This window comes from Rhodovarius sp. (genome assembly GCF_040399605.1).
In the GTDB taxonomy this organism is placed as follows: Bacteria; Pseudomonadota; Alphaproteobacteria; order Acetobacterales; family Acetobacteraceae; genus Rhodovarius; species Rhodovarius crocodyli_A.
Window position 1 is genome coordinate 13066 of the sequence record NZ_JBBARU010000031.1, and the last position, 21352, is coordinate 34417.

The 21352-nt window shown below is 67.5% G+C and carries 22 protein-coding genes and 1 tRNA gene; 16 read left to right on the forward strand and 7 right to left on the reverse strand.

Annotated elements, in window-relative coordinates:
- Positions 1-27: 27 nt before the first annotated feature.
- A complete protein-coding gene (locus tag ABWP84_RS09905; protein ID WP_353211859.1) occupies positions 28-912 on the reverse strand; it encodes a DMT family transporter in 885 nt (294 codons plus the stop codon).
- 76 nt (positions 913-988) lie between these two features.
- Positions 989-1549, reverse strand: coding sequence for a phosphonate metabolism protein/1,5-bisphosphokinase (PRPP-forming) PhnN (phnN, locus tag ABWP84_RS09910; protein ID WP_353211860.1), 561 nt, complete (start codon positions 1547-1549; stop codon positions 989-991).
- Positions 1550-1570: 21 nt separating this feature from the next.
- Here phnN and ABWP84_RS09915 point away from each other — a divergent pair, with 21 nt between their 5' ends.
- On the forward strand, positions 1571-3361 hold the full coding sequence (locus ABWP84_RS09915; RefSeq protein ID WP_353211861.1) for a gamma-glutamyltransferase family protein: 1791 nt from the start codon (positions 1571-1573) through the stop codon (positions 3359-3361).
- 63 nt (positions 3362-3424) lie between these two features.
- Here ABWP84_RS09915 and ABWP84_RS09920 read toward each other — a convergent pair whose 3' ends face one another.
- The 4 genes from ABWP84_RS09920 to ABWP84_RS09935 form a co-directional block, all read right to left on the reverse strand.
- The gene (locus ABWP84_RS09920; RefSeq protein WP_353211862.1) at positions 3425-4645 is read right to left on the reverse strand and encodes an MFS transporter; all 1221 of its coding nucleotides are present in this window, start codon (positions 4643-4645) and stop codon (positions 3425-3427) included.
- Positions 4642-6036, reverse strand: coding sequence for an FAD-linked oxidase C-terminal domain-containing protein (locus tag ABWP84_RS09925; RefSeq protein ID WP_353211863.1), 1395 nt, complete (start codon positions 6034-6036; stop codon positions 4642-4644). Before ABWP84_RS09925 ends, ABWP84_RS09920 begins: the two co-directional genes overlap by 4 nt.
- 68 nt (positions 6037-6104) lie before the next feature.
- Positions 6105-7274: an acyl-CoA dehydrogenase family protein gene (locus tag ABWP84_RS09930; RefSeq protein ID WP_353211864.1), complete on the reverse strand. Its 1170-nt coding sequence runs from the start codon at positions 7272-7274 to the stop codon at positions 6105-6107.
- A gap of 47 nt (positions 7275-7321) precedes the next feature.
- Entirely contained in the window at positions 7322-8293 is a 972-nt protein-coding gene (locus tag ABWP84_RS09935; RefSeq protein ID WP_353211865.1) for a tripartite tricarboxylate transporter substrate binding protein, read from the reverse strand.
- Positions 8294-8398: 105 nt separating this feature from the next.
- Between ABWP84_RS09935 and ABWP84_RS09940 the strand changes: the two genes are divergently transcribed.
- Entirely contained in the window at positions 8399-9655 is a 1257-nt protein-coding gene (locus ABWP84_RS09940) for an alpha/beta hydrolase (protein WP_353211866.1), read from the forward strand.
- Positions 9656-9681: 26 nt separating this feature from the next.
- Here ABWP84_RS09940 and ABWP84_RS09945 read toward each other — a convergent pair whose 3' ends face one another.
- Positions 9682-10416, reverse strand: coding sequence for an ABC transporter ATP-binding protein (locus tag ABWP84_RS09945; protein WP_353211867.1), 735 nt, complete (start codon positions 10414-10416; stop codon positions 9682-9684).
- Positions 10417-10600: 184 nt separating this feature from the next.
- On the opposite strand from ABWP84_RS09945, the gene ABWP84_RS09950 reads away from it, so the two are divergent.
- The 14 genes from ABWP84_RS09950 to ABWP84_RS10015 all read left to right on the forward strand — a co-directional run bounded on the left by ABWP84_RS09950 (position 10601) and on the right by ABWP84_RS10015 (position 21337).
- Positions 10601-11872 carry a DUF445 domain-containing protein gene (locus ABWP84_RS09950; protein WP_353211868.1) on the forward strand — a complete coding sequence of 424 codons (1272 nt, stop codon included), beginning with the start codon at positions 10601-10603 and terminating at the stop codon, positions 11870-11872.
- The gene (locus ABWP84_RS09955; protein WP_353211869.1) at positions 11869-12489 is read left to right on the forward strand and encodes a NeuD/PglB/VioB family sugar acetyltransferase; all 621 of its coding nucleotides are present in this window, start codon (positions 11869-11871) and stop codon (positions 12487-12489) included. The genes ABWP84_RS09950 and ABWP84_RS09955 overlap by 4 nt, the downstream gene beginning before the upstream one ends.
- A 26-nt stretch (positions 12490-12515) precedes the next feature.
- Complete coding sequence (locus tag ABWP84_RS09960) at positions 12516-13304, forward strand: alpha/beta hydrolase (protein WP_353211870.1); 789 nt, start codon at positions 12516-12518, stop codon at positions 13302-13304.
- A gap of 142 nt (positions 13305-13446) precedes the next feature.
- Entirely contained in the window at positions 13447-14823 is a 1377-nt protein-coding gene (gene ffh, locus ABWP84_RS09965) for a signal recognition particle protein (RefSeq protein WP_353211871.1), read from the forward strand.
- Positions 14824-14838: 15 nt separating this feature from the next.
- Positions 14839-15171 carry a 30S ribosomal protein S16 gene (rpsP, locus tag ABWP84_RS09970; protein WP_353211872.1) on the forward strand — a complete coding sequence of 111 codons (333 nt, stop codon included), beginning with the start codon at positions 14839-14841 and terminating at the stop codon, positions 15169-15171.
- 129 nt (positions 15172-15300) lie between these two features.
- Positions 15301-15786: a ribosome maturation factor RimM gene (rimM, locus tag ABWP84_RS09975; RefSeq protein ID WP_353211873.1), complete on the forward strand. Its 486-nt coding sequence runs from the start codon at positions 15301-15303 to the stop codon at positions 15784-15786.
- Entirely contained in the window at positions 15783-16532 is a 750-nt protein-coding gene (trmD, locus tag ABWP84_RS09980) for a tRNA (guanosine(37)-N1)-methyltransferase TrmD (protein WP_353211881.1), read from the forward strand. The genes rimM and trmD overlap by 4 nt, the downstream gene beginning before the upstream one ends.
- Before the next feature lie 2 nt (positions 16533-16534).
- Positions 16535-16939 (forward strand): 50S ribosomal protein L19, encoded by a 405-nt coding sequence (gene rplS, locus ABWP84_RS09985; RefSeq protein WP_353211874.1) that lies wholly within the window; start codon positions 16535-16537, stop codon positions 16937-16939.
- A 90-nt stretch (positions 16940-17029) separates the two neighbouring features.
- Positions 17030-18445, forward strand: a complete 1416-nt coding sequence (gene leuC / locus ABWP84_RS09990) for a 3-isopropylmalate dehydratase large subunit (protein ID WP_353211875.1) — start codon at positions 17030-17032, stop codon at positions 18443-18445.
- On the forward strand, positions 18442-19053 hold the full coding sequence (gene leuD, locus ABWP84_RS09995) for a 3-isopropylmalate dehydratase small subunit (protein WP_353211876.1): 612 nt from the start codon (positions 18442-18444) through the stop codon (positions 19051-19053). The genes leuC and leuD overlap by 4 nt, the downstream gene beginning before the upstream one ends.
- A gap of 14 nt (positions 19054-19067) precedes the next feature.
- Complete coding sequence (gene leuB, locus ABWP84_RS10000; RefSeq protein WP_353211877.1) at positions 19068-20180, forward strand: 3-isopropylmalate dehydrogenase; 1113 nt, start codon at positions 19068-19070, stop codon at positions 20178-20180.
- Positions 20181-20247: 67 nt separating this feature from the next.
- Positions 20248-20323, forward strand: a tRNA-Arg gene (locus ABWP84_RS10005).
- A gap of 384 nt (positions 20324-20707) precedes the next feature.
- On the forward strand, positions 20708-21034 hold the full coding sequence (locus ABWP84_RS10010; RefSeq protein WP_353211878.1) for a hypothetical protein: 327 nt from the start codon (positions 20708-20710) through the stop codon (positions 21032-21034).
- Positions 21035-21088: 54 nt separating this feature from the next.
- A complete protein-coding gene (locus ABWP84_RS10015; RefSeq protein ID WP_353211879.1) occupies positions 21089-21337 on the forward strand; it encodes an NHLP leader peptide family RiPP precursor in 249 nt (82 codons plus the stop codon).
- The last annotated feature ends 15 nt before the right edge of the window (positions 21338-21352 follow it).

Below are 21352 nucleotides of genomic sequence, written 5' to 3' on the forward strand. Positions count from 1 at the left end.
CTGCACTGCAAGCGACCAAGCGGCGACTTAGCGCCTTCCCGTCAGCGTCACCGCCCCCAGCATGCCGGCTAAGGCGAGGCCGGCGCCGAGCAGTTTCAGCGGCGTCAGCGCCTCCCCCAGCACCACGGCGGCCAGTAGCAGCGCGGTGATGGGCACCACCACCGAGAGGGTGGAGGCGCGGGTTGGCCCCAAAAGCTCCACGCTGCGGGTGAAAAGCAGCATGGCCAGCACCCCCAGCATCACCCCCTGGGCGAAGATCATCCACAATTGCGAGGCCCAGGGCAGCGTGACGAATTCCACCGCCGGCCCCGCCAGCCATAGCGGCGTCACCAACACGGCGGAGACCACCGCGATGGCGCCCGCCGCCGGAAAGGCCGGCACCTGCCACCGCCGCAGCAGCGCACCGAAAAAGCCCCAGGAGCCGCCGGCCAGCAGCAGCAGCACATCACCCTTCCACACCCCGGGGCTATCGGAGGCCAGGCCATCCCAGCCGATGCACAGCACGCCGGCCAACATCACGCCCAGCGCCGCGAGCCGGCCGGAGGTGGGTTTTTCCGCCAGCAGCAGCCAACCCGCCAGCGCGCCGGCCACCGGTGCGGTCATCGGCGCCACCGTGCCGCCATGGCTCGCCGGCGCCCAAATCATGGCCCCGACAAAGACCATGAAATTTCCCAAGCCCCCCACCGCAGTCAGCACCAGCAGCTTGGCCAGCCCCACCTCGCGCAGCCGCGCCCGCGCGCCCCAGGCCAGGTGGCCCAGCAACAGTGCGCCGGGGATGAAGCGGCAAGCCGCGAGATCAAGCAGGTGAAACCCCTGCCCCGCCAGCGCCAGGCGCGCGACGACGGCATGCCCGCCCCAGATGATGGAGGCGGCCATGCCAAATGCCAGGCCGGCGAGGATTTTAGGGTTCATGTCGGGCGAAACTGCGCCGGGCGGCAGGCGGAGGCAAGGCTTTGGCTGGCGTCACCACCGGGCTTTATGGCCGAGATCATCGGGGCAGCGCTGCGAGGCATGCCTCGGCGGCGGCGATCGCCGCCTCGGGGGTGGTGTCATTGACCACGCGCAGCACAAGCAGCCCCGGCGGCAGCGGCGCCGCGCGGGCCAGGCGCGCGGCGATATCCTCGGCCGATTCGCGCCCCCGGGCGGCCAGCCGGGCGGCCAGAATGGCGGGCGGGGCGGTGATCTCCAGCACGGCGAAGGGGTAGCGCGCCGCAGCCTCGGCCAAGACAGTGCGGGAGAGATTGGCCAGTACCACCTGCCCCGCCGCCAAAGCCGCCTCGATCTCGCGGGGTATGCCGTAATGCAGGCCATGCGCCTGCCATTGCAGGGCGAAATCATGCGCGGCGAATTCGGCCTCGGTCATGGCGATATGATCCTCGCCCCCGGCCTCGGCCGGGCGGGTGATGGCGCGGCGGGCGATGACATGCCCTCCCCGGCGCAAGCCCTCCAGCACCGTGTCCTTTCCCGCGCCCGAAGGCCCCACCACCGCCACCAGCATGTCGCACCCCAGATTGACCGGCGATGGGATGCCTGCACCTATCGCATCCACGCAAGGGGAGCCCGCAAGACAATGATGTTCACCACCAGGCCGGAAATCGCCGGCACCTTCGGCGTCGTCGCCACCACGCATTGGATTGCGAGCCAGGTGGGCATGGCGGTGCTCGAGCGCGGCGGCAATGCCTTCGATGCCGCCGCCGCCGCCGGCTTCACCCTGCAAATCGTCGAGCCGCATCTCAATGGCCCGGGCGGCGATTGCCCGATCATTCTGCATTCGGCGGCCACGGGGGCGCAAAGCGTGATCTGCGGCCAGGGCCCGGCGCCTGCCGGCCTGACCATCGATCACGTGAAGGGCAAGCTGGGGCAGAGCATCATGCCCGGCACCGGCTTTCTCTGCGCCCCCATCCCCGGCGCCTTTGACGCCTGGATGCTGATGCTGCGCGACCATGGCACCTGGAAGCCGCGGGAGATTCTGGAATTCGCCATCGGCTATGCCCGGCACGGCGCGCATATGGTGCCGCGCATCCGCCAGACCATCGACACCGTCCGCCCGCTTTTTGAGACCGCCTGGCCGACCAGCGCCGAACTCTGGCTGCGCGATGGCGGCCCCGCCCCGGGCGGCCTCTATGCCAACCCGGTGCTGGCCGACACCTATAGCCGCATCGTGACCGAGGCCGAAGCGGCGGGCGGAGACCGCATCGCCCAGATTGAGGCCGCCCGTGCCGCCTTCTACAAGGGTTTCGTGGCCGAGGCGGTGGAAAGCTTCGCCCGCCGCTTCGCCGCCCTGGACACCACGGGCGAGCGCAACCACGGCGTCATCACCGCCCATGACATGGCCAACTGGCAGGCCAGCTACGACGCGCCGCTGCGCTACAATTATCACGGCACCGAGGTGCTCAAATGCGGCCCCTGGTCCCAGGGCCCGGCCATGCTGATGACGCTCTCGCTGCTGCGCGACATCGATGTGGCGGGGATGGACCCGATGGGGGCGGAGCTCGTGCATCATTTCGTCGAGGCACAGAAACTGGCCTTCGCCGACCGCGAGGCCTGGTGTGGCGACCCGGATTTCTTTGACGTGCCGATGAGCACCCTTTTGAGCGACGCCTACAATGCCGAACGACGCAAGCTGATCGGCGCGCAGGCCTCGATGGAATTCCGCCCCGGCTCACCCGATGGCCGCGCGCCGGACACCGATTATGCCGCCGCCATCCGGCGCGGGCTGGAGGCGCGTGCCGCCGCCGGCACGGGCGAGCCCACCGTCTCGCGCCTCGGCGCCTCGGGCGGCGATACCTGCCACATCGATATTATCGACCGCTGGGGCAATATGGTCTCGGCCACGCCATCGGCGGGATGGCTGCAATCCTCGCCGGCGATCCCGGAGCTGGGCTTCTGCCTGGGGTCACGCTGCCAGATGTTCTGGCTGGAGGAGGGGCTGTCCAATACCCTCGTACCGGGCAAGCGGCCGCGCACCACGCTCAGCCCCTCCATGGCGCTGCGCGATGGCAAGCCCTGGATGAGCTTTGGCACGCCCGGCGGCGAGCAGCAGGACCAATGGCAGCCGCTGATGCTGCTGCGCATGCTGCATCACGGCCTGAATATTCAGGAGGCGATCGACATGCCGGCCTTCCACTCCGAGCATTGGATCAGCAGTTTTTGGCCGCGCGCGGCCAAGCCGGGCAAGCTGGTGCTGGAAGGCCGCTACCCGGCGGCGGTGGCCGAGGAGCTCAAGGCCCGTGGCCATGTGCTGGAGATGGGCGGCGATTGGTCTGAAGGGCGGCTGACGGGGGCGCGTATTCAGGCCGATGGGCAATTGCGCGCCGGGGCGAATCCGCGCGGCATGCAGGGCTATGCCGTGGGGCGGTAGCGGAAGGCGGCAGGGTCAACGCCCCCTGCCCAACCCTCTCACACCGCCAGAATGAAGGGCCTTTCAGCCCTTCGCGACTGGGTCCGGGAGGGCTGGTGCTCTCCCTGACGCCACAAACCGCCGCTCCAGCAGCAAAAACGCCACAACGCCCAGCACCAGCGCCGCGGCGATGAACAGCAAAGCCGCCGCCACCCCGCCCCAGAACGCCGCCAGCCCCATCGTCGCCTGCATCACCGCCGCACCGCCGAAGAAGAACACGTTCATCGCCGACAAGGCGCGCCCCGCCACATCCGGCGTCACCCGCCCCTGCACCAGGGCGAAGAGCGACACCTGATAGGTGATGCTCAGCCCGTAGCCGACGAGAAGCAGCCCATCCAGCCAGGGCGCATCCACCCCACCGGCCAGCACCAGCAGCACGATAAAGCCCGCCGCCAGCAAATGCCCCGTGGCGAGCAGCAGCACCAGACGCCCCACCGCGCGCCCGACCAAGCCGGCCAGGAAAGGCCCGATCACCAGGGAAGCGGCCAGCAGCAGCAGCAAATTGCCGGTTTCGATGCGGGAAAAACCCTTGACCTCCATCAACCATGGCCCGCCCCACAGGCCGCGCATGCCCAGCATGGCGCCGAAGCTGACAAAGGCCAGCGCCATGGCCGGCATCAGCGCGGGCGAGAAGCCGAAACCCACCACCGCCTTGGCGTCATCCATCAATTTTCGCCCACCGCCCGGCGGCCTCTCACGCACCAGAATTGCCACAGCGCAAAAGGCCAGCGCCGCCAGCACCGCGCAGGCGAAAAAGCCTGCCCGCCAGCCGGAATAATCCACCAGCCAGGCCAGGGGGCTGGCGGTGAGCAGCATCCCCGAATTGCCCGTCGCCTGTACGATACCGGCCCAGATGCCGAATTGCGCCACCGGCATGGAGCGCGCGGCGAAGGCCATGGGCGCCATCATCATCCCAGAACAGCCAATGCCGATGATGCTCTGCGCCACCACCATCGAGAGCGGCCCGGTGGCGAAACCCGCCAGCACCGCGCCCGTGGCGGCAATGCTGAGCAGCACCATGGCCACCAGCCGCGAGCCCCAGCGGTCCAGCGCCACCCCCACCGGGATCATCGCCAGCGCAAAGGCCAGCGGAAAGGCGCCGGTGATGGCCGAGAGCGTCTCGGTGCCGATGCCCAGATCCCGCGAGAGCACATCGGCAGACACCGCAGGCAGCGTGCGCACCGCATTGCTGAAGACATGGCCCATGGTGAGGGCCAGAATTTGCGCGCCAATGGGCAGGCTCAATTGCGGAAGATCTTTCCGGGGTTGAGAATGCCCTTGGGGTCGAGTGCGTGCTTCACGCTCAGCATCACCGAGAGCGCCTCCATGCCATGCTCGACCTCCAGAAATTCGCGCTTGCCCAGGCCCACGCCATGCTCGCCCGAGCAGGTGCCGCCCAGCGCCAGCGCGCGGTGGACGATTTTCTTGTCCAGCGCCCAGGCCGCCTCCAGCGTCTCCGGCCGGTCATCCTCCACCAGGATGACGGTGTGGAAATTGCCATCGCCGACATGGCCGACCATGGGGGCGGAAAACCCGCTGGCGGCGATATCCTCCTTCGCCCCCAGCAGCGCCTCGGCCAGATGCGAGATCGGCAGGCAGACATCGGTCGCGATGCCACGGCTGCCCGGCTTGCTGGCCACAGCGGCCCAATAGGCGTCGTGCCTGGCCTTCCACAGCTTGTTGCGGGCCTCAGGGTCGGTGGCCCAGGCGAAGCCTGCGCCGCCGGCGTCGGTTGCAATCGCCTCCACCGTCTCGGCCTGTTCCTTCACGCTGGCCTCGGAGCCGTGGAATTCCAGGAAGAGCGTGGGGCTGGCGGTCATGCCCTCCAGCTTGGAATAGGCGATGCAGGCGGCCATCTGCACCTCATCGAGCAATTCGATCCGCGCCACCGGCACGCCCATTTGCAGCGTGGTGATAACGGTATCGACCGCGGCCTTGAGGCTCTCGAACTGGCAGACCGCGGCTGAGGTGGCCTCGGGGATGCCATGCAGCCGCAGGCGGATCTTGGTGATGATCGCCAGCGTGCCTTCGGAGCCGATGATCAGTGACTTCAGATCATAGCCATTGGAGGCCTTTCGCGCGCGCGAGCCCACCTGGATGACACGGCCATCGGCCAGCACCACCTCCATCGCCAAGACATTTTCCTTGATGGTGCCATAGCGCACCGCATTGGTGCCCGAAGCGCGGGTGGCGCACATGCCGCCAATGGTCGCATGGCTGCCGGGATCAACCGGGAAGAACAGCCCCTGGTCGCGCAGAAACTCGTTCAGTTGCTGGCGGGTGACGCCCGGCTCGATCAGGCAATCGAGATCGGCGGCGCTGACCTCCAGCACCCGGTTCATCCGGCTGAGGTCGAGCGAGATGCCGCCACGCACCGGGTTCACATGGCCCTCCAGGCTGGTGCCGGCGCCAAAGGCCACCACCGGCACGCCATGGAGGTGGCACAGTGCGACGAGGCGGCTCACCTCCTCGGTGGTTTCGCAAAACGCCACCGCATCGGGCAGGGTGGGCACCGAGGTGTCCTCGCCCCGGCTATGCTGCTGGCGCAGCGCGTCATTGCGGGTGATGCGCTCGCCCAGGAAGGCCTGGGCAGCGGCGATCACGGCATCGGGGGCGCCAGGGGCGATGTTGTTCATGGCTTCATCCTCAACCTGCTCTCAGCCACGGGGCCGGAGGCGGCACGGCGCCGCCGCCGCGCCATAACTCAGTAGCTGCGCGGCATCCCCAGCACATGCTCGCCGATATAGCTCAGGATCAGGTTGGTGCTGATCGGCGCCACCTGATACAGCCGGGCCTCGCGGAATTTCCGCTCAATATCGTATTCCTCGGCGAAGCCGAAGCCGCCATGGGTTTGCACGCAGGCCTCGGCGGCGGCCCAGGCGGCATCGGCGGCCAGCATCTTGCCCATATTGGCCTGCTCACCACAGGGGAGCCCGGCCTCAAAGCGCTCCAGCCCTTCCTTCACAATCGCCTCGGCGGCGCGCATCTGGGCATAGGCCCGGGCGATGGGGAATTGCACGCCCTGATTGGTGCCGATGGGCTTGCCGAAGAGCACGCGCTGCTTGGAATATTCCACCGAGCGCTGGGTGAACCACTTGGCATCGCCCACCGATTCGGAGGCGATCAGCAACCGCTCGGCATTCATCCCATCGAGAATATAGCGGAAGCCGCGGCCCTCCTGGCCAACCAGGTTTTCCGCCGGCACTTCCATATTGTCGAAGAAGACCTCGCAGGAATTGTGGTTCATCATCGTGCGGATCGGCCGGATGGTGAGCGACTTGCCCAGCACGGTGCGCATATCAACGATGAAGGTGGAAAGGCCCTCGGTCTTCTTCGTCACCTGGTCTTTGGGCGTGGTGCGGGCGAGCAGCAGCATCAGGTCGGAATGCTCGGCGCGCGAGGTCCAGATTTTTTGGCCGTTGACGATCCATTTATCGCCCTCGCGCCGGGCGGTGGTGCGTAGGGCGGTGGTGTCGGTGCCGCTCGTCGGCTCCGTCACGCCAAAGGCCTGCAGCCGCAGCGAACCCTCGGCGATGCCGGGCAAATAGCGGGCCTTCTGCTCGGGGCTGCCATGCTTGAGGATGGTGCCCATGATGTACATCTGGGCGTGGCAGGCGGCGCCGTTGCAGCCCTCGGCGTGGATGGTCTCCAAAATCGCCGCGGCGGCGGAGAGCGGCAGGCCGGCGCCGCCGAATTCCTCGGGGATGAGCGCGCCGAGATAGCCGGCCTCAGTCAGGGCATTAACGAATTCCGTGGGGTAGCCGCGGCGGGCATCGAGTTCGCGCCAATAGACGCCCGGAAAGCGGGCGCAGAGTTTGCGGACTTCCTCACGGATTTCGGCGTGCGGGTCGGCTGCGAGAAGGGGCTGGTCCATGGGTTTTCCTCCGGTCAGCCCCTATTGGCATGCCATCGCCGGCAGGGCTACTCCAGCACGATATTCGCGGCGCGTATCACATCGCCCCAGCGCTGCCGCTCATCACGGACGAATGCCGCCAGGCCTTCCGGCGTCGTCGCCTCAGGCGTGGTGGCCTGCTGGCGGAAGACCTCGACCACGGCGGGCTGGCGCAGCACCGCGCCAATGGCGGTGGAAAGCTGGCTGACCACCGGGGCGGGGGTGCGGGCGGGGACGTGATAGGCGAACCAATTGCCGGTCACCAGATCAACCCCGGCCTCCTTGAGGCTGGGCACCTGCGGCAGCAGCGCCAGCCGCTCGGCACTCGTCACCGCCAGAACCCGCACCCGGCCGTCGCGCGAAAGCGCCTCGGCGCCGCCGGCGGGCAGCACCATGGCATCCACCTGGCCGGCGGCCACCGCCGTCATGCCCGGCGCCTGGCCGGTGAAGGGGACATGCAGCATCTCCACCCCCGCCGCGCGGCAAATCCGCTCCATCGAGAGATGCGAGGCCGAGGCGACCCCCCAGGAGGCATAGCTGAGCGCACCAGGCCGGGCGCGGGCGGCGGCCAGCAGCCCCGCCAGATTGGTCACCCCCGGCAGCGACGGCCCGACCATCAGCGCAAAGGGCACGCGGGCAAAGAGGCTGACCGGGGCGAAATCCGCCTGCGGGTCATAGGGCAGCCGGCGATAGGCGAAGGGGTTGATCGCATGGGTATCGGCATTGGAGACAAAGAGGGTGTGGCCATCGGCCGGCGCACGCGCGCCCGCCTCGGCCCCCACGCCGCCATTGGCGCCGGCACGATTCTCGATCACCACGGGCTGGCCCAGCGTCGCCTGCATGGCCGGCGCCATGGCGCGGGCCAGGATGTCAGTCACGCCGCCCGCATTCCAGGGCACGATGACGCGCAGCGAGCGGTCAGGAAAGGCATGGGCAAGGCGGGGCGCGGCCAGCAGGGCGGCACCGCCTGCCAGAACGGCGCGGCGGGTGGGTGTGAACATGGTGTCCTCCATTGAAGCGGCCAGGATGCCGCATCCAACGCCACCCGCAAGGGGCTTGCGGCCCGGCCGCGTCGCGACGAGCATCCGGCCACGGAGGAGACCCAAATGAGCGGATGGAATTGGCTGCAGGCCGAGGGTGCGATGGCGCGGTTTCAGGCCTTGTGCGAAGGCGATGCGGTGCTGGCGCGGCATTTGCCGGGTGCTGGGGCGCGCTTTGCCTTCGTCCAGGGCACGCAGGGCTTCACCCTGGTACTGACCGATGGCGCGCTGCGCCTGGAGGCGGGGGCCGATGCGCCCACCACCTTCACAGCCGAGGCCGCGACCTGGGACAAGGCGCTCGCCCTGCTGCCAGAGCGGCATCACCACAATCTCTTCGCCATGCGCATGCGCGCGCCCGGCTTTGCCGCCACGGGCGATGAACTGGCCTGGGCGCAGCATGCCCATCTGCTGCGCCGGGTGATGGATCTGGCGCGCTGGGCGGCGGCGGGCCATGCCGGCCCGGCGCCCGAATCGCTGCGCCCGCGGCTGGGCAGCCCCACCCCCTGCCCCACGGCGCGCGGCCGCTACGTCACCGTGCGGGCCGGCGGGCGCGATGTGGTGCTCTATGGCGAGCAGCATGGCGAGGGCCGGCCGATCATGGCCATGCACACGGCAGGGTCTGACAGCCGTCAATTCCATCGCCTGGCGGCGGAGCCCGCCTTGGCGGGCTGGGCGATCACCGCCTTTGATCTGCCGGGGCATGGCCGCTCGCCCGCCATCACCGCCCCGGGCGGCTGGGCCTTGAACACGGATTTGTATTGCGAGTTGATTCTGGGCTTCCGCCAGGCCTGGGGCTTTGCCGAGAAGCCGGTGCTGCTCGGCGCCTCGATGTCCGGCGAGATTTGCCTGGAAATCGCCCTGCGCGCCCCGGACCACTTCGCCCATATCGTCGCCTGCGAGGCCTGCGAGCATATTCCCGGCCGGCGCACCCCCTGGCCGCTTCACCCGAAGGTGAATGGCATGATGTTCACCCCCGAATGGGTGGATGGGCTGATGGCGCCGCAATCGCCCGCCGAATGCGCCGCCGAGGTCTGGTGGCATTACAGCCAGGGCGGCTTTGGCACTTTCCCCGGCGATATCCTGTTCTATTCCGGCGGCTGGGACGCGCGCGGGCGGCTCAGCGGGATCGACACCACGCGCTGCCCGCTGACGCTGCTGACCGGCGAATATGATTATTCCTGCACCGCCGAGGCCTCGGCGGCGACGGCGGCGCAGATCAAGGGCGCGCGGTTCGAGCGGATGGATGGCATCGGGCATTTCCCCTTCGCGGAAAACCCGGCGCTGTTTGCCCGGTTTCTGGCCCCGGTGCTGGCGGAGGGCTGAGAGCGTCCGCTCTCAGGCTCCCCCCGCTAGGCTGCCCGGTGGCAAGCCTCGGCCGCCTCGCTCCATGCCTCGGCCATGCGCCGCGCCCGGAGGCGATTTTCCGCCGTCAGCACCTGGGCGGTGGGGCCCCAGGCCAGGCAGTCGCGCGCCAGCATCAGCGTCTGCGGGAATTCCCGCCGCACCAATTCCATGTCGTGCAGCACGGCGATGATCGTCCGCCCCTCGCCATGCCAGCGGCGCAACAGGGCCAGCATATCGGCGGCGGTGCGCTCATCGAGCGCATTGAAAGGCTCGTCCAGCAGCAGCACCGGCGCGTCCTGCAACAGCAGCCTGGCAAAGAGCAGCCGCTGGAACTGCCCGGCCGAGAGGCTGCCCACCGGCCGCCGGGCAAAGCCCGATAGGCCAACCGCCGCCAGCGCATCCTCCGCCCGATGACGCTGGGCGTGGCTGACGGGTGCGAAGGCCCCGGCCAAATTCCACAGCCCGAACAGCACGACATCAAGGCAGGCGATGGGAAAGCTGCGATCCATCCCCGCCTGTTGCGGCAGGAGCGCGATCTGCCCAGGGGTGCTGGCAATGCGCCCTTCCGCCGGCGCATGCAGCCCGGCAATCGCCCGCAAAAGGGTGGATTTGCCCGCGCCATTGGGCCCAACCAGCGCGGTGAGCGAACCGGGTGCGAATTCGCCCGTCACATGATGCACCGCCGGCCGGCCGGCATGGGCAATGGTGACATTGCTGAGTGAAACGCTATGCGGGTTCATGCCGCCAAAGCCCAGGCGACCGCGGCCCAAAGCCCGACCAGCAGCAGCGCCGCAGCAAAAAGCCGCGCGCCAATACCGGCGGAGAGGGAGAGCGGGTCTGTCATCGTGATATGATATAACAACGCCACCGCCACTTCACCAGCCCCTGTTTTCCCCCCTGGCTAGTGGAGGCATCACGATCCATATGTTCGGCATGGATCATGATGCGGCTTTGCGCGCCACACTGCGGCGCCATCGGGCTTTTGCAGGATTTCTCCTGGTGGTGATGGCCGGGCTCACCCTGCTGGCCTATGCGTTGCCGCCCAGCCAGGGGGCTGATCTGCTGGCCGCCGCCGCCAAGGCGGGGCTGGTGGGCGGCTTGGCGGATTGGTTCGCGGTCACGGCGCTGTTTCGTCACCCGCTCGGCCTGCCCATCCCGCACACCGCCATTATTCCGGCGCAGAAGGAGCGGCTGGGACGCGGGCTCGGGCGCTTCGTCGCCAATCAGGTGTTTACCGAGGCCGAGCTGCGCCGGGTGCTGGGCGGGCTGGATCTCTCGGAGATTCTGCGCGGCTTCCTCAATGACCCCGCCGCCACCCGCCCAGCCGCGCAGGCCCTGGCGCGCATGCTGCCCCGGCTGCTCTCCACGCTGGAGGATGGCCGCGCCCGGCGCTTGATGTCCCGGCTGCTGCCGCGCATGGCGGGCGGCCCCGGGGCAGCGGCGGTGGTGGCCCGCGCGCTGCGCGCATTGCTGGCCAGCGGCCGCCATCAGGCGGTCTTCGATGCCGCCATCGCCCAGCTCAAGACCATCATGCTGGGCAAGGAGGAGCAGCTGAAATCCGCCATCGCGGCCCGGGTGCGCGACGAGGGCGGCGCCCTGGTGGGCTGGATGGCGGGTGCCTATACGGCGCGAAAAATCCTCGCCGTGATCAACGCCGAGTTGGACAAGGTGGAGCCGGCCGATAGCGCGCTGCGCCAGGGCTTCGAGGCCTGGATCGAAGCCGAGATCACCCGGCTGGAGACCGATCCCGCGCGCGCCGCCGCCCTGGGCCGGGCGATTCGCAGCGCGCTGCAGCACCCCGCCGTGTCGCATTGGCTGGGTGATGTCTGGGCACGGCTGCGCGATGCCCTGGCGCAGGATGCCGCCAACCCCAATGGCCGCAGCGTGGCCCTGCTGGAAGCCGCCTTCGCCAATGCCGGCACCTTGCTGGCCGAGGACGCTGCCGCGCGCGACCACCTCAACCAGGGCCTGCAAAGCATCCTCATCGCCCTGCTGCCCACGGCGCAGGCCCGCATTGAGAATTTCATCGGCGAGGTCGTCTCCTCCTGGAACACCGCCGAGATCACCGACAAGATCGAATTGCGGGTGGGGCGAGACCTGCAATTCGTGCGGGTGAATGGCACGCTGGTGGGGTTTGTCGCCGGCGGCGTGCTCTATCTGGCCTTGCAGGCGATGTTCGGGCGGGTGGTGCATTGACGACACTGATCATGATTGGCGCAGGCGGCCATGCCCGGGTGCTGATCGAGCTGTGCCAGGCGCTGGGCAGCTTTGAATTGCTGGGGGTGGTGGCGCAATCCGGCCCGCCCCGCCTGATGGGCCTGCCGCTGCTGGGCGATGAATCGCATCTGGAGGCGCTGCGCCGCCAGGGCGTGCAAGCCGCCTGCGTGGCGGTGGGCGATAATGCCGCACGGGCGCGGATCGGCGCGCGGCTGCAGGCCTTGGGTTTCGCGCTGCCCGCCCTGGTGCATCCCGCGGCCTTTGTGGCGCCCAGCGCTGTGGTCAGCCCCGGCGCGGTGGTCATGGCGCGCGCGGTGCTGGGCACCCTGTCCCGGGCGGAGAGGCTCACCATCCTCAATACCGGCGCCATCGCCGATCATGATGTGGTGCTGGGCGAGGCCAGCCATGCCGCCCCCGGCGCGGTGCTGGCCGGCCATGCCAGCCTCGGCGCTGGCGCTTTGCTGGGCGCCGGGGCGGCGGTGCGGCCCGGGATTGTGGTGGGCGCGGGGGCGGTGATCGGCGCCGGCGCGGCGGTGGTGGCCGATGTCGCCCCGGGTGCCTCCATGGCCGGCGTGCCCGCTCGACCATTGACCTGAACCCCGACGAAAAGCGAAGCTAAGGCATGCTCAGCGACTTCATTGATGACCGACGGATCATTGGCGACACCTTCGTGGCCAGCCTCTCCTCCCGCCATGCCAAACCGGCGGCGGATATTATTTTGATACCTGGCTCCTGCCATGGCTTCTGGGCCTGGCGCTTCTGGCAGCCGGCGCTGGCGGCGGCGGGCTATGCCACCCATGCGCTCTCCATGCCCAACCACACCGCGGCCACCTTTTTGCCCGAGGCCGAGTTTCTGACCCTCACCCCCAGTGATTACGCCGCCCGGGTGGCGGTGGTGGCAGCCACCCTGCCCGGCCGGCCCTTGGTGCTGGCAGGCCACTCCCTGGGCGGCATTGTGGCGCAGTTGGCCGCAAAAATGCTGCGCCCGGCGGCGCTGATCCCGGTGGCCAGCACCGGTGCCGATGAGGTGGGCGGCACCCGCATCGAGATAGACCCCAACAGGGCCATGCTGCCCACGCGCGAGGAGGCGGCGCGTATGTGGTTCGCTGATGTCGAGCCTGAAATCCTCGAATGGGCGCTGGATTTGATGACCGGCGAGAGCCCAGCCACCCGCAATGCGCCGCGCGGGCCCAATCTGCTGGCCCGCGGTGAGATCACCTGCCCCAGCCTCGTCATCGGCGCCGGGCGGGATGGCTCCACCGTGCCGCCGCAGCCCGATCTCGCCGCCTGGCTGGGCGGGGATTGCGTGATGTTCCCCACCGCCGGGCACGACATCATGCTGGAGCGCCAGGCCTGGGCCGCGGTGCGCCAAGTGATAGGCTGGCTGGGCGCGAAGCTGCCACCGCGCTGAAGGCTTGGCTTGACGCCCGGGGCGGTCGGGCCTAATCCCGCCGTACGGGCCGTGATGCCCGGTGAAGGCCGCCCCGCTGGTGGGGTCGCCCCGTCGCTCCGCGAGGCTTCGCGCAGCGGCGCGTTTGCGTTTGGAGTGGGCTTTGTTCGAGGGGCTATCCGGTAAGCTCGGTGCGGTGTTCGACAGGCTGCGGGGACGCGGCTCACTGTCTGAAGCCGATGTGACCGAGGCGCTGCGCGAAGTGCGCGTGGCGCTGCTGGAAGCCGATGTCGCCCTGAGCGTGGTGCGCGACCTCGTGGCGAAAGTGCGCGAGCGCGCCGTGGGAGCGGAGGTGATCCGCTCGGTCGCCCCGGGCCAGCAGGTCGTCAAGATCGTCAATGACGCGCTGGTCGAGGCTTTGGGCGGCGCTGGTGCGCCCACTGGCATCGACCTCAATGCCGCCGCCCCGGTGGCCATTTTGATGGTGGGCCTGCAGGGCTCGGGCAAGACCACGACCTCGGGCAAGATCGCGCTGCGGCTGAAAAACCGCGACAAGAAAAAAGTGCTGCTGGCCTCGCTGGACGTGCACCGCCCCGCCGCCCAGGCGCAGCTGGCCACTCTCGCGGGCCAGGTGGGCGTCACTTCGCTGCCGATCATCGCAGGCCAATCGCCCATGCAGATTGCGGCGCGCGCCATGGACATGGCCCGGCGCGAGCTGTTCGACGTGGTGGTGCTCGACACCGCCGGCCGTCTGGCGATCGATGATGCGCTGATGGATGAGGTGGCGGCGGTCAAGCTCGCCACCAACCCGCACGAAACCCTGCTCGTCGTCGATGCCATGACCGGGCAGGACGCGGTGAACACCGCAACCGCCTTCCAGGCCAAGGTGGGCGTGACCGGCATTGTCATGACCCGGGTGGATGGCGATGCGCGCGGGGGTGCCGCGCTGTCGATGCGCGCGGTGACCGGCGCGCCGATCAAATTGCTCGGTGCCGGCGAAAAGCTCGACGCGCTGGAGGATTTCCACCCTGACCGCATCGCCTCGCGCATTCTGGGCATGGGCGACATCGTCTCCCTCGTCGAGCGCGCGGCCGAGACCATCGACCAGGCCGAGGCCGAGAAGATGGCGGCCCGGATGCAGAAGGGCCTCTTCACGCTGGAAGACTATGCCAATCAGCTCAAGCAGATCGGCAAGATGGGCAATCTGCAGGGCATTCTGGGCATGCTGCCCGGCGTGGGCAAAATCAAAAGCCAACTCGCCGATGCCAATCTCGACACCAAGATTCTGGCCCGCCAGGCGGCGATCATCTCCTCGATGACGCCGAAGGAACGCCGCCAGCCCGACATCATCAAGGCCAGCCGCAAAAAGCGGATCGCGGCCGGGTCGGGCGTGCAGGTGCAAGACGTCAACCGGCTGCTCAAGCAGTTCGACGACATGTCCGTGATGATGAAACGGATGAGCAAGATGGGCCAGAAAGGCATGATGCGGGGCGGCCTCGCCTCCCTCATGCCCGGCCTTGGCAATAAGCGACCATTCTGAAGGAAAGATACGATTATGGGTCTGAAAATCCGCCTCGCCCGCGCCGGCGCCAAGAAGCGCCCCTATTACCACATCGTGGTGGCCGATAGCCGCTCGCCGCGCGATGGCCGCTTTATTGAAGCCGTGGGCAGCTACAACCCCATGCTGCCTTCCGACCATGCGGACCGCGTGCGCCTCAAGGATGAGCGCATCAGCCATTGGCTGAAGGAAGGCGCGCTCGCCACCGACCGTGTGGCCAAGTTCCTCGGCAAGGCCGGCCTGGCGCCGATGCCCGTCTTCCGCGAGCAGCCCATTCAGTCCGCGCCAAAGAAGAAGGCGCAGGAACGCGCCGCCGCCGCAGGCGGCTGAGTGGGTTCGGCGGGCCTCCTCCACCCGCCTCAATTAAATCACGGTCCAGGGCCGGGTCGGCCCTGGTGGGGGTGTCGGGGGCAAAGCCCCTGACAGGCCACCCGCCCCACCGCCTCCAAGGAGCGCATTTTGGCATTGGTCCTGATAGCCGAACTGGGCCGGCCACACGGCGTGCGCGGGCTCATGCGGGTGCGCGCTTTCTCCGAGGCTGCGGTGACGGCGTATAATCCGCTGGTCGATGCCCAGGGGCGAGCCTTCGTGCTGCTCCCACGCGGCCAGGATGTGGTGGCGGTGGAGGGTGTGGCTGATCGCGATGCTGCGGCCCGCCTCACCGGCACCAAGCTCTATGTCGAGCGTGAGCGGCTGCCAGCGGCAGCGGAAGATGAGTTCTACCTCGCCGATCTGGTGGGCCTTCGCGCCGAGGGTGCGCAAGGCACGGCCTATGGCAATGTTCTGGCGGTGGAGGATCATGGCGGCGGGCCGTTTCTGATTCTCTCCGGCCCCCCTGAGCGCTTGGTGCCCTTTACCCGCATCGCCGTGCCGGTGGTCGATATTGCCGGCGGCCGGGTGGTGGTGGAGCCCCCCGCCGAGGTGCTGGGCGAAGAGCAGGGCTGATGTTTGCCGCCACCGTTCTGACCCTGTTTCCTGAGATGTTCCCAGGGCCCTTGGGGCTCTCGCTGGCCGGGCGCGCCCTGGCCGAGGCAAAATGGTCGCTCGATGCGGTCAATATCCGCGATCACGGGCTGGGCCGGCATAGCCAGGTGGATGACACGCCCTTCGGTGGCGGTGCGGGCATGGTGATGCGCCCCGATGTGCTCGATGCCGCGATCGAGGCGGCGCGCCCGGCCGGGCGCCCCCTGCTCTGCCTCACTCCACGCGGCGAACCGCTGCGCCAGGCCATGGTGCGCGAATGGGCGGCAGGCCCCGGGCTGGTGCTGCTCTGCGGCCGTTATGAGGGGATGGACCAGCGGGTGATCGAGGCGCGCGGCATGCGCGAGATTTCGCTCTGTGACGCTGTGCTCTCGGGTGGGGAGTTGGCGGCGCTGGCGGTGCTTGACGCCTGTGTGCGGCTGCTGCCCGGCGTGATGGGTGGCGCTGACAGCGCGGTGGAGGAGAGTTTTTCCGCCGGCCTGCTGGAATACCCGCAATACACCCGCCCCGCCGATTGGAATGGCCGTGCCGTGCCGGCCGAACTGCTCTCGGGCCACCATGCGGCGATTGAAAAATGGCGCCGCGCGCAGGCCGAGCAGGCGACAAAAACCCGCCGTCCGGAACTCTGGACTGAATTCCTACAAAACGCGGAGAGCGGGCTTGCGCAAGGCTCACAGCTCGCATATACCCCGCCGAAGAAAAGGAACTGACGATGAACCTCCTCCAGCAATTCGACGCGGCGCAGAAGGAAAAGCTGGCCGCCGCCCGCGCCATTCCCGACTTCTCGCCCGGCGACACGCTGCGCGTCATGGTGAAGGTTGTCGAAGGTGAGCGCACCCGCACCCAGGCCTATGAAGGCGTGGTGATCGCCCGCTCCAATCGCGGCCTGCACAGCAATTTCACCGTGCGCAAGCTCTCCTATGGTGAGGGTGTGGAGCGGGTGTTTCCGCTCTACTCGCCGGCCATTGCCGAGCTGGTGGTGGTGCGCCGCGGCAAGGTGCGCCGCGCCAAGCTGTATTACCTGCGTGGCCGCACCGGCAAGTCGGCCCGCATCGCCGAGAAGCTGGGCATGAAGCCGGCCAAGGCCGCCGCACCCGCCGCACCGGCCGAAGAATAAGCCCAAAACAGGGGTCGCCTCGGCGGCCCCTTTCCATATCCAGGCCCCGCGGCGCCGCGCCCCGGGTCGCGCTCTGCTCCGGGGAAACACATGGCCAATCAGCCACGCACGCTGTTCGACAAGATCTGGGACGCCCATGTGGTGGAAACCCTGCAGGACGGCACGGCACTTCTGTATATTGACCGCCATCTCGTTCATGAGGTGACCAGCCCGCAGGCCTTTGAGGGGCTGCGCGTGGCCGGGCGCCAGGTGCGTAGCCTGCATGGCACCATCGCGGTGGTGGACCACAATATCGCCACCGACGCCTCGCGCCGCACGGGTATTGAAGACCCGGAAAGCCGGCTGCAGGTCGAGACGCTCGAAAAGAACGTGGCCGAATTCAACGTGCCCTATATCCCGCTGCTCGATGAGCGGCAGGGCATTGTCCATGTCATCGGGCCCGAACTCGGCCTTTCCCTGCCCGGGATGACCATTGTCTGCGGTGACAGCCACACCTCGACGCATGGCGCGATGGGCGCGCTGGCCTTTGGCATCGGCACCTCCGAGGTCGAGCATGTGCTGGCCACCCAGACGGTGCTGCAAAAGCCCGCCAAGAACATGCGCGTGACCGTCGATGGCGTGCTGCCGCCGGGCTGCACCGCCAAGGACATCACGCTCGCCATCATCGGCAAGATCGGCACCGCCGGCGGCACCGGCCATGTCATCGAATATGCCGGCGAGGCGATTCGCGCCCTCGACATGGCCGGGCGGATGACGCTGTGCAACATGTCCATCGAGGCCGGCGCGCGGGCCGGCATGGTGGCGCCCGATGAGACCACCATCGCCTATGCCGAAGGCCGCCCGCACGCCCCCAAGGGCGAGGCGTGGGAGCGTGCGGTGGCTTGGTGGCGCAGCCTGCCCAGCGATGCTGGTGCACATTTCGACAAGGAAGTAAGCCTGCGCGCCGAGGATATCACCCCGCAGGTCACCTGGGGCACCAGCCCTGAGGATGTGCTGCCCATCACCGGCGTGGTGCCCAACCCCGCCGATGCCAGGGATGAGACGCGCCGCGCGCAGCTCACCCGCATGGTCGAGTATATGGGCCTCATCCCGGGCCAGAAGCTGACTGATCTCAAGGTGGATGTCGTCTTCATCGGCAGTTGCACCAATAGCCGGATCGAGGATATCCGCGCCGCCGCCGCCATCGCCCGAGGCCGCCAGGTGGCGGCGCATGTGCGCGCGCTGGTGGTGCCCGGCTCGGGCCTGGTGAAGAAGCAGGCCGAGGCCGAGGGGCTGGACCGCATCCTGCTCGATGCCGGCTTTGAATGGCGTGAGGCTGGCTGCTCGATGTGCCTGGGCATGAACCCCGACAAGCTGACCCCGGGGCAGCGCTCGGCCAGCACATCCAACCGCAATTTCGAAGGCCGGCAGGGGCCGGGTGGGCGCACCCATCTGTGCTCTCCGGCCATGGCCGCCGCCGCCGCCATCAAGGGCCATCTGGCCGATGTTCGGGAGTTCTCCGCATGAAAGCCTTCACCACACTGACGGGCGTTGCCGCCCCCCTGCCGATGGCCAATGTCGATACCGACAAGATCATCGCCGCGCGCTTCCTCAAGACCATCGCGCGCACGGGGCTCGGCAAAAACCTGTTTCACGCCATGCGCTTCAATGAGGATGGCTCGGAGAAGCCTGATTTCGTGCTGAACCAGGAGCCCTATCGGAAGGCTGAAATTCTCATCGCCTTCGAGAATTTCGGCTGCGGCTCCTCGCGCGAGCATGCGCCCTGGGCGCTGCTGGATTTTGGTATTCGCTGCGTCATCGCGCCCGATTTCGCTGATATTTTCCACAATAACAGCTCGAAGAACGGCATCCTGCCGATCCGCCTGCCGCGCGAGATCTGCGAAAAGCTGATGGAAGACGCCAAGATGGGCGGCAATGCCCGGCTGACGGTGGATCTTGAGCGCCAAGTGGTGGTTCGCCCCTCCGGCGAGGAAATCCCCTTCGAGGTCGATGCCTTCCGCAAGCACTGCCTACTCAATGGCCTGGACGATATTGGCCAGACCCTGCAGCACGCCCCCTCCATTGATGAATATGAAGCGAAGCGGCGCGCCGAAGCGCCCTGGCTCTTCGCCTGAAGGAACGACACCCCATGGCCGCGAATAAAAAACTGCTGGTGCTGCCCGGTGATGGTATCGGCCCCGAAGTCATGGGCGAAGTGCGCCGCGTGATGGATTGGATGCAGGTGCGCCGCGCCGTCTCCTTCGATGTGCAGGAGGGCCTCGTCGGCGGCGCCTCGATCGATGCCAATGGCACGCCCTGCTCGGATGCCACGGTCGCCGCTGCAAAGCATTCCGACGCCGTGCTCTTCGGCAGCGTGGGCGGCCCGAAATGGGACAAGCTGCCCTTCGAGCAGCGCCCCGAACTGGGCATTTTGCGGCTGCGCAAGGAGTTGGGACTCTTCGCGAATCTCCGCCCTGCCGTGGTGATGGAGCCGCTCGCCGAAGCCTCCTCGCTGCGCGCCGATCTGGTGCGCGGCCTCGATATCATGATCGTGCGCGAGAGCACGGGCGGCATTTATTTTGGTGAGCCGCGCGGCATTTCGACCAATGCCGAAGGCCGCCGCGTTGGCATCGACACCGAGGTTTATACCGAGGATGAAATCGCCCGCGTGGCCCGCGTGGCCTTCGACCTGGCCCGCAAGCGCCGCAACAAGGTGACGAGCGTGGAGAAGGCCAATGTCATGCAATCGGGCCGGCTTTGGCGCGCGGTGGTGGGCGAGGTGCACGCCGCCGAATACGCCGATGTCGAGCTGGAAAACATGTATGCCGACAATTGCGCCATGCAATTGGCCAGCCGGCCCAAGCAGTTCGACGTCATCCTTGGCAGCAACCTCTTTGGTGACCTGCTGAGCGACCTAGCGGCGGCGCTGACCGGCTCATTGGGCATGCTGCCCTCGGCCACGCTGGGCGCGCTGGGGGCTGATGGAAGGCGCCACGCGCTCTATGAGCCCATCCATGGCTCGGCGCCCGATATCGCCGGCCGTGGCATCGCCAACCCCTGCGCGCAGATTCTCAGCTTCGCGATGTTGCTGCGCTATTCCTTCGGCATGGATGAGGATGCTGCGGCGATTGAAGCCGCGGTGGAACGCGTGCTGGCCTCTGGCCTGCGCACCGCCGATATCATGCAACCTGGCCGTGCGCGGGTGGGAACAGCGGTGATGGGCGAGGCTGTTCTGCGCGAATTGGAAAAACACCTGGGATAACCGGCTGGCGGGGGTTGCATGGCCACCCCCCCTCCGCTATTTCGCCGTCACACCGTGCAACGGTCACGCGCCCGTAGCTCAATGGATAGAGCACCAGACTACGGATCTGGGGGTTGGGAGTTCGAGTCTTCCCGGGCGCGCCAGTGTTTTCAATCGTTTACACAGACCCAGGGCTGAATCTTGAGTCTCCAGTAAGCAAGCGGCCTTCAACGCTTACCCTGTGAGCGTTAGCGCCGGATCTCCTCACTCCCCAGCCACTGTGACACCGACGCACCAGTGGAAACAAACATCTGGCTGAAGTTGGTGACGGCGCAACCTACGCTCACCGCCCCCGCCTTTAGAGCAGATGGCCAAAGGCGTCGCATCGCCATGGCTCCCTGGCCACCACAATAATACCAATGATGGCAGCGTGGGGCTCAAGGAGAATGCCCCCACCCAGGTGGGAGGGAGGCCACCAGCGGCGTTGCCGTTGATAGGTGGGAAGCTAGGGACCAGCCCCTCAAAACCCCTGGTGGAGCAGTTCCGCCTTGGGCATGCCCCATCATTCCCGAAGCCTGCTGGCATTATCGCAAAAGGCGATCATCGCGCTTCGCGATGCATATTTTCATCCACCAACAGCCGCCACCGCCATCACCGCCGCCCTCAGGGCAAACCACAACCATCACCATGCCACCACATACCGGCAGGCAGCCCTCTCCCTGGGGCTGGTCCAGCTGGGTGTTACAACCGACACACCGGCCATTGCTCGGGCCGTGGGACTCGATGGGCGTAGCCCTTTCCTTCCCTGCAGAAATGGAAAATCGGTTTCTCGGTTTTGCAGCACCTTTCTGATTCCCAAGCATCCAAAAGCCTGATAATCTCAAATTAACGAAAAGAGCCTTTTGTCTGCAAAATCTGAAAGACAGCCCATGCCTGAGAATGACAACGAATTTGGCAAGATCATCGCCAAGGCATGGCGTGACCCTGCCTTCAAGGCAGCACTGATCGCTAACCCGGCCGCCGCGTTGAAGGCTGAAGGTATCGATGTGCCGGCTGGCATGGCGGTGACCGTGCTGGAGAACACTGACAAGCACTTCAACTTGGTTCTGCCGCTAGTGCCCTCCGGTGAGCTCTCTGATGTGAACCGCCCCGGTTTTGCCGGAGGCTGTTTGGTTTGAGTCACGCGGCCAATG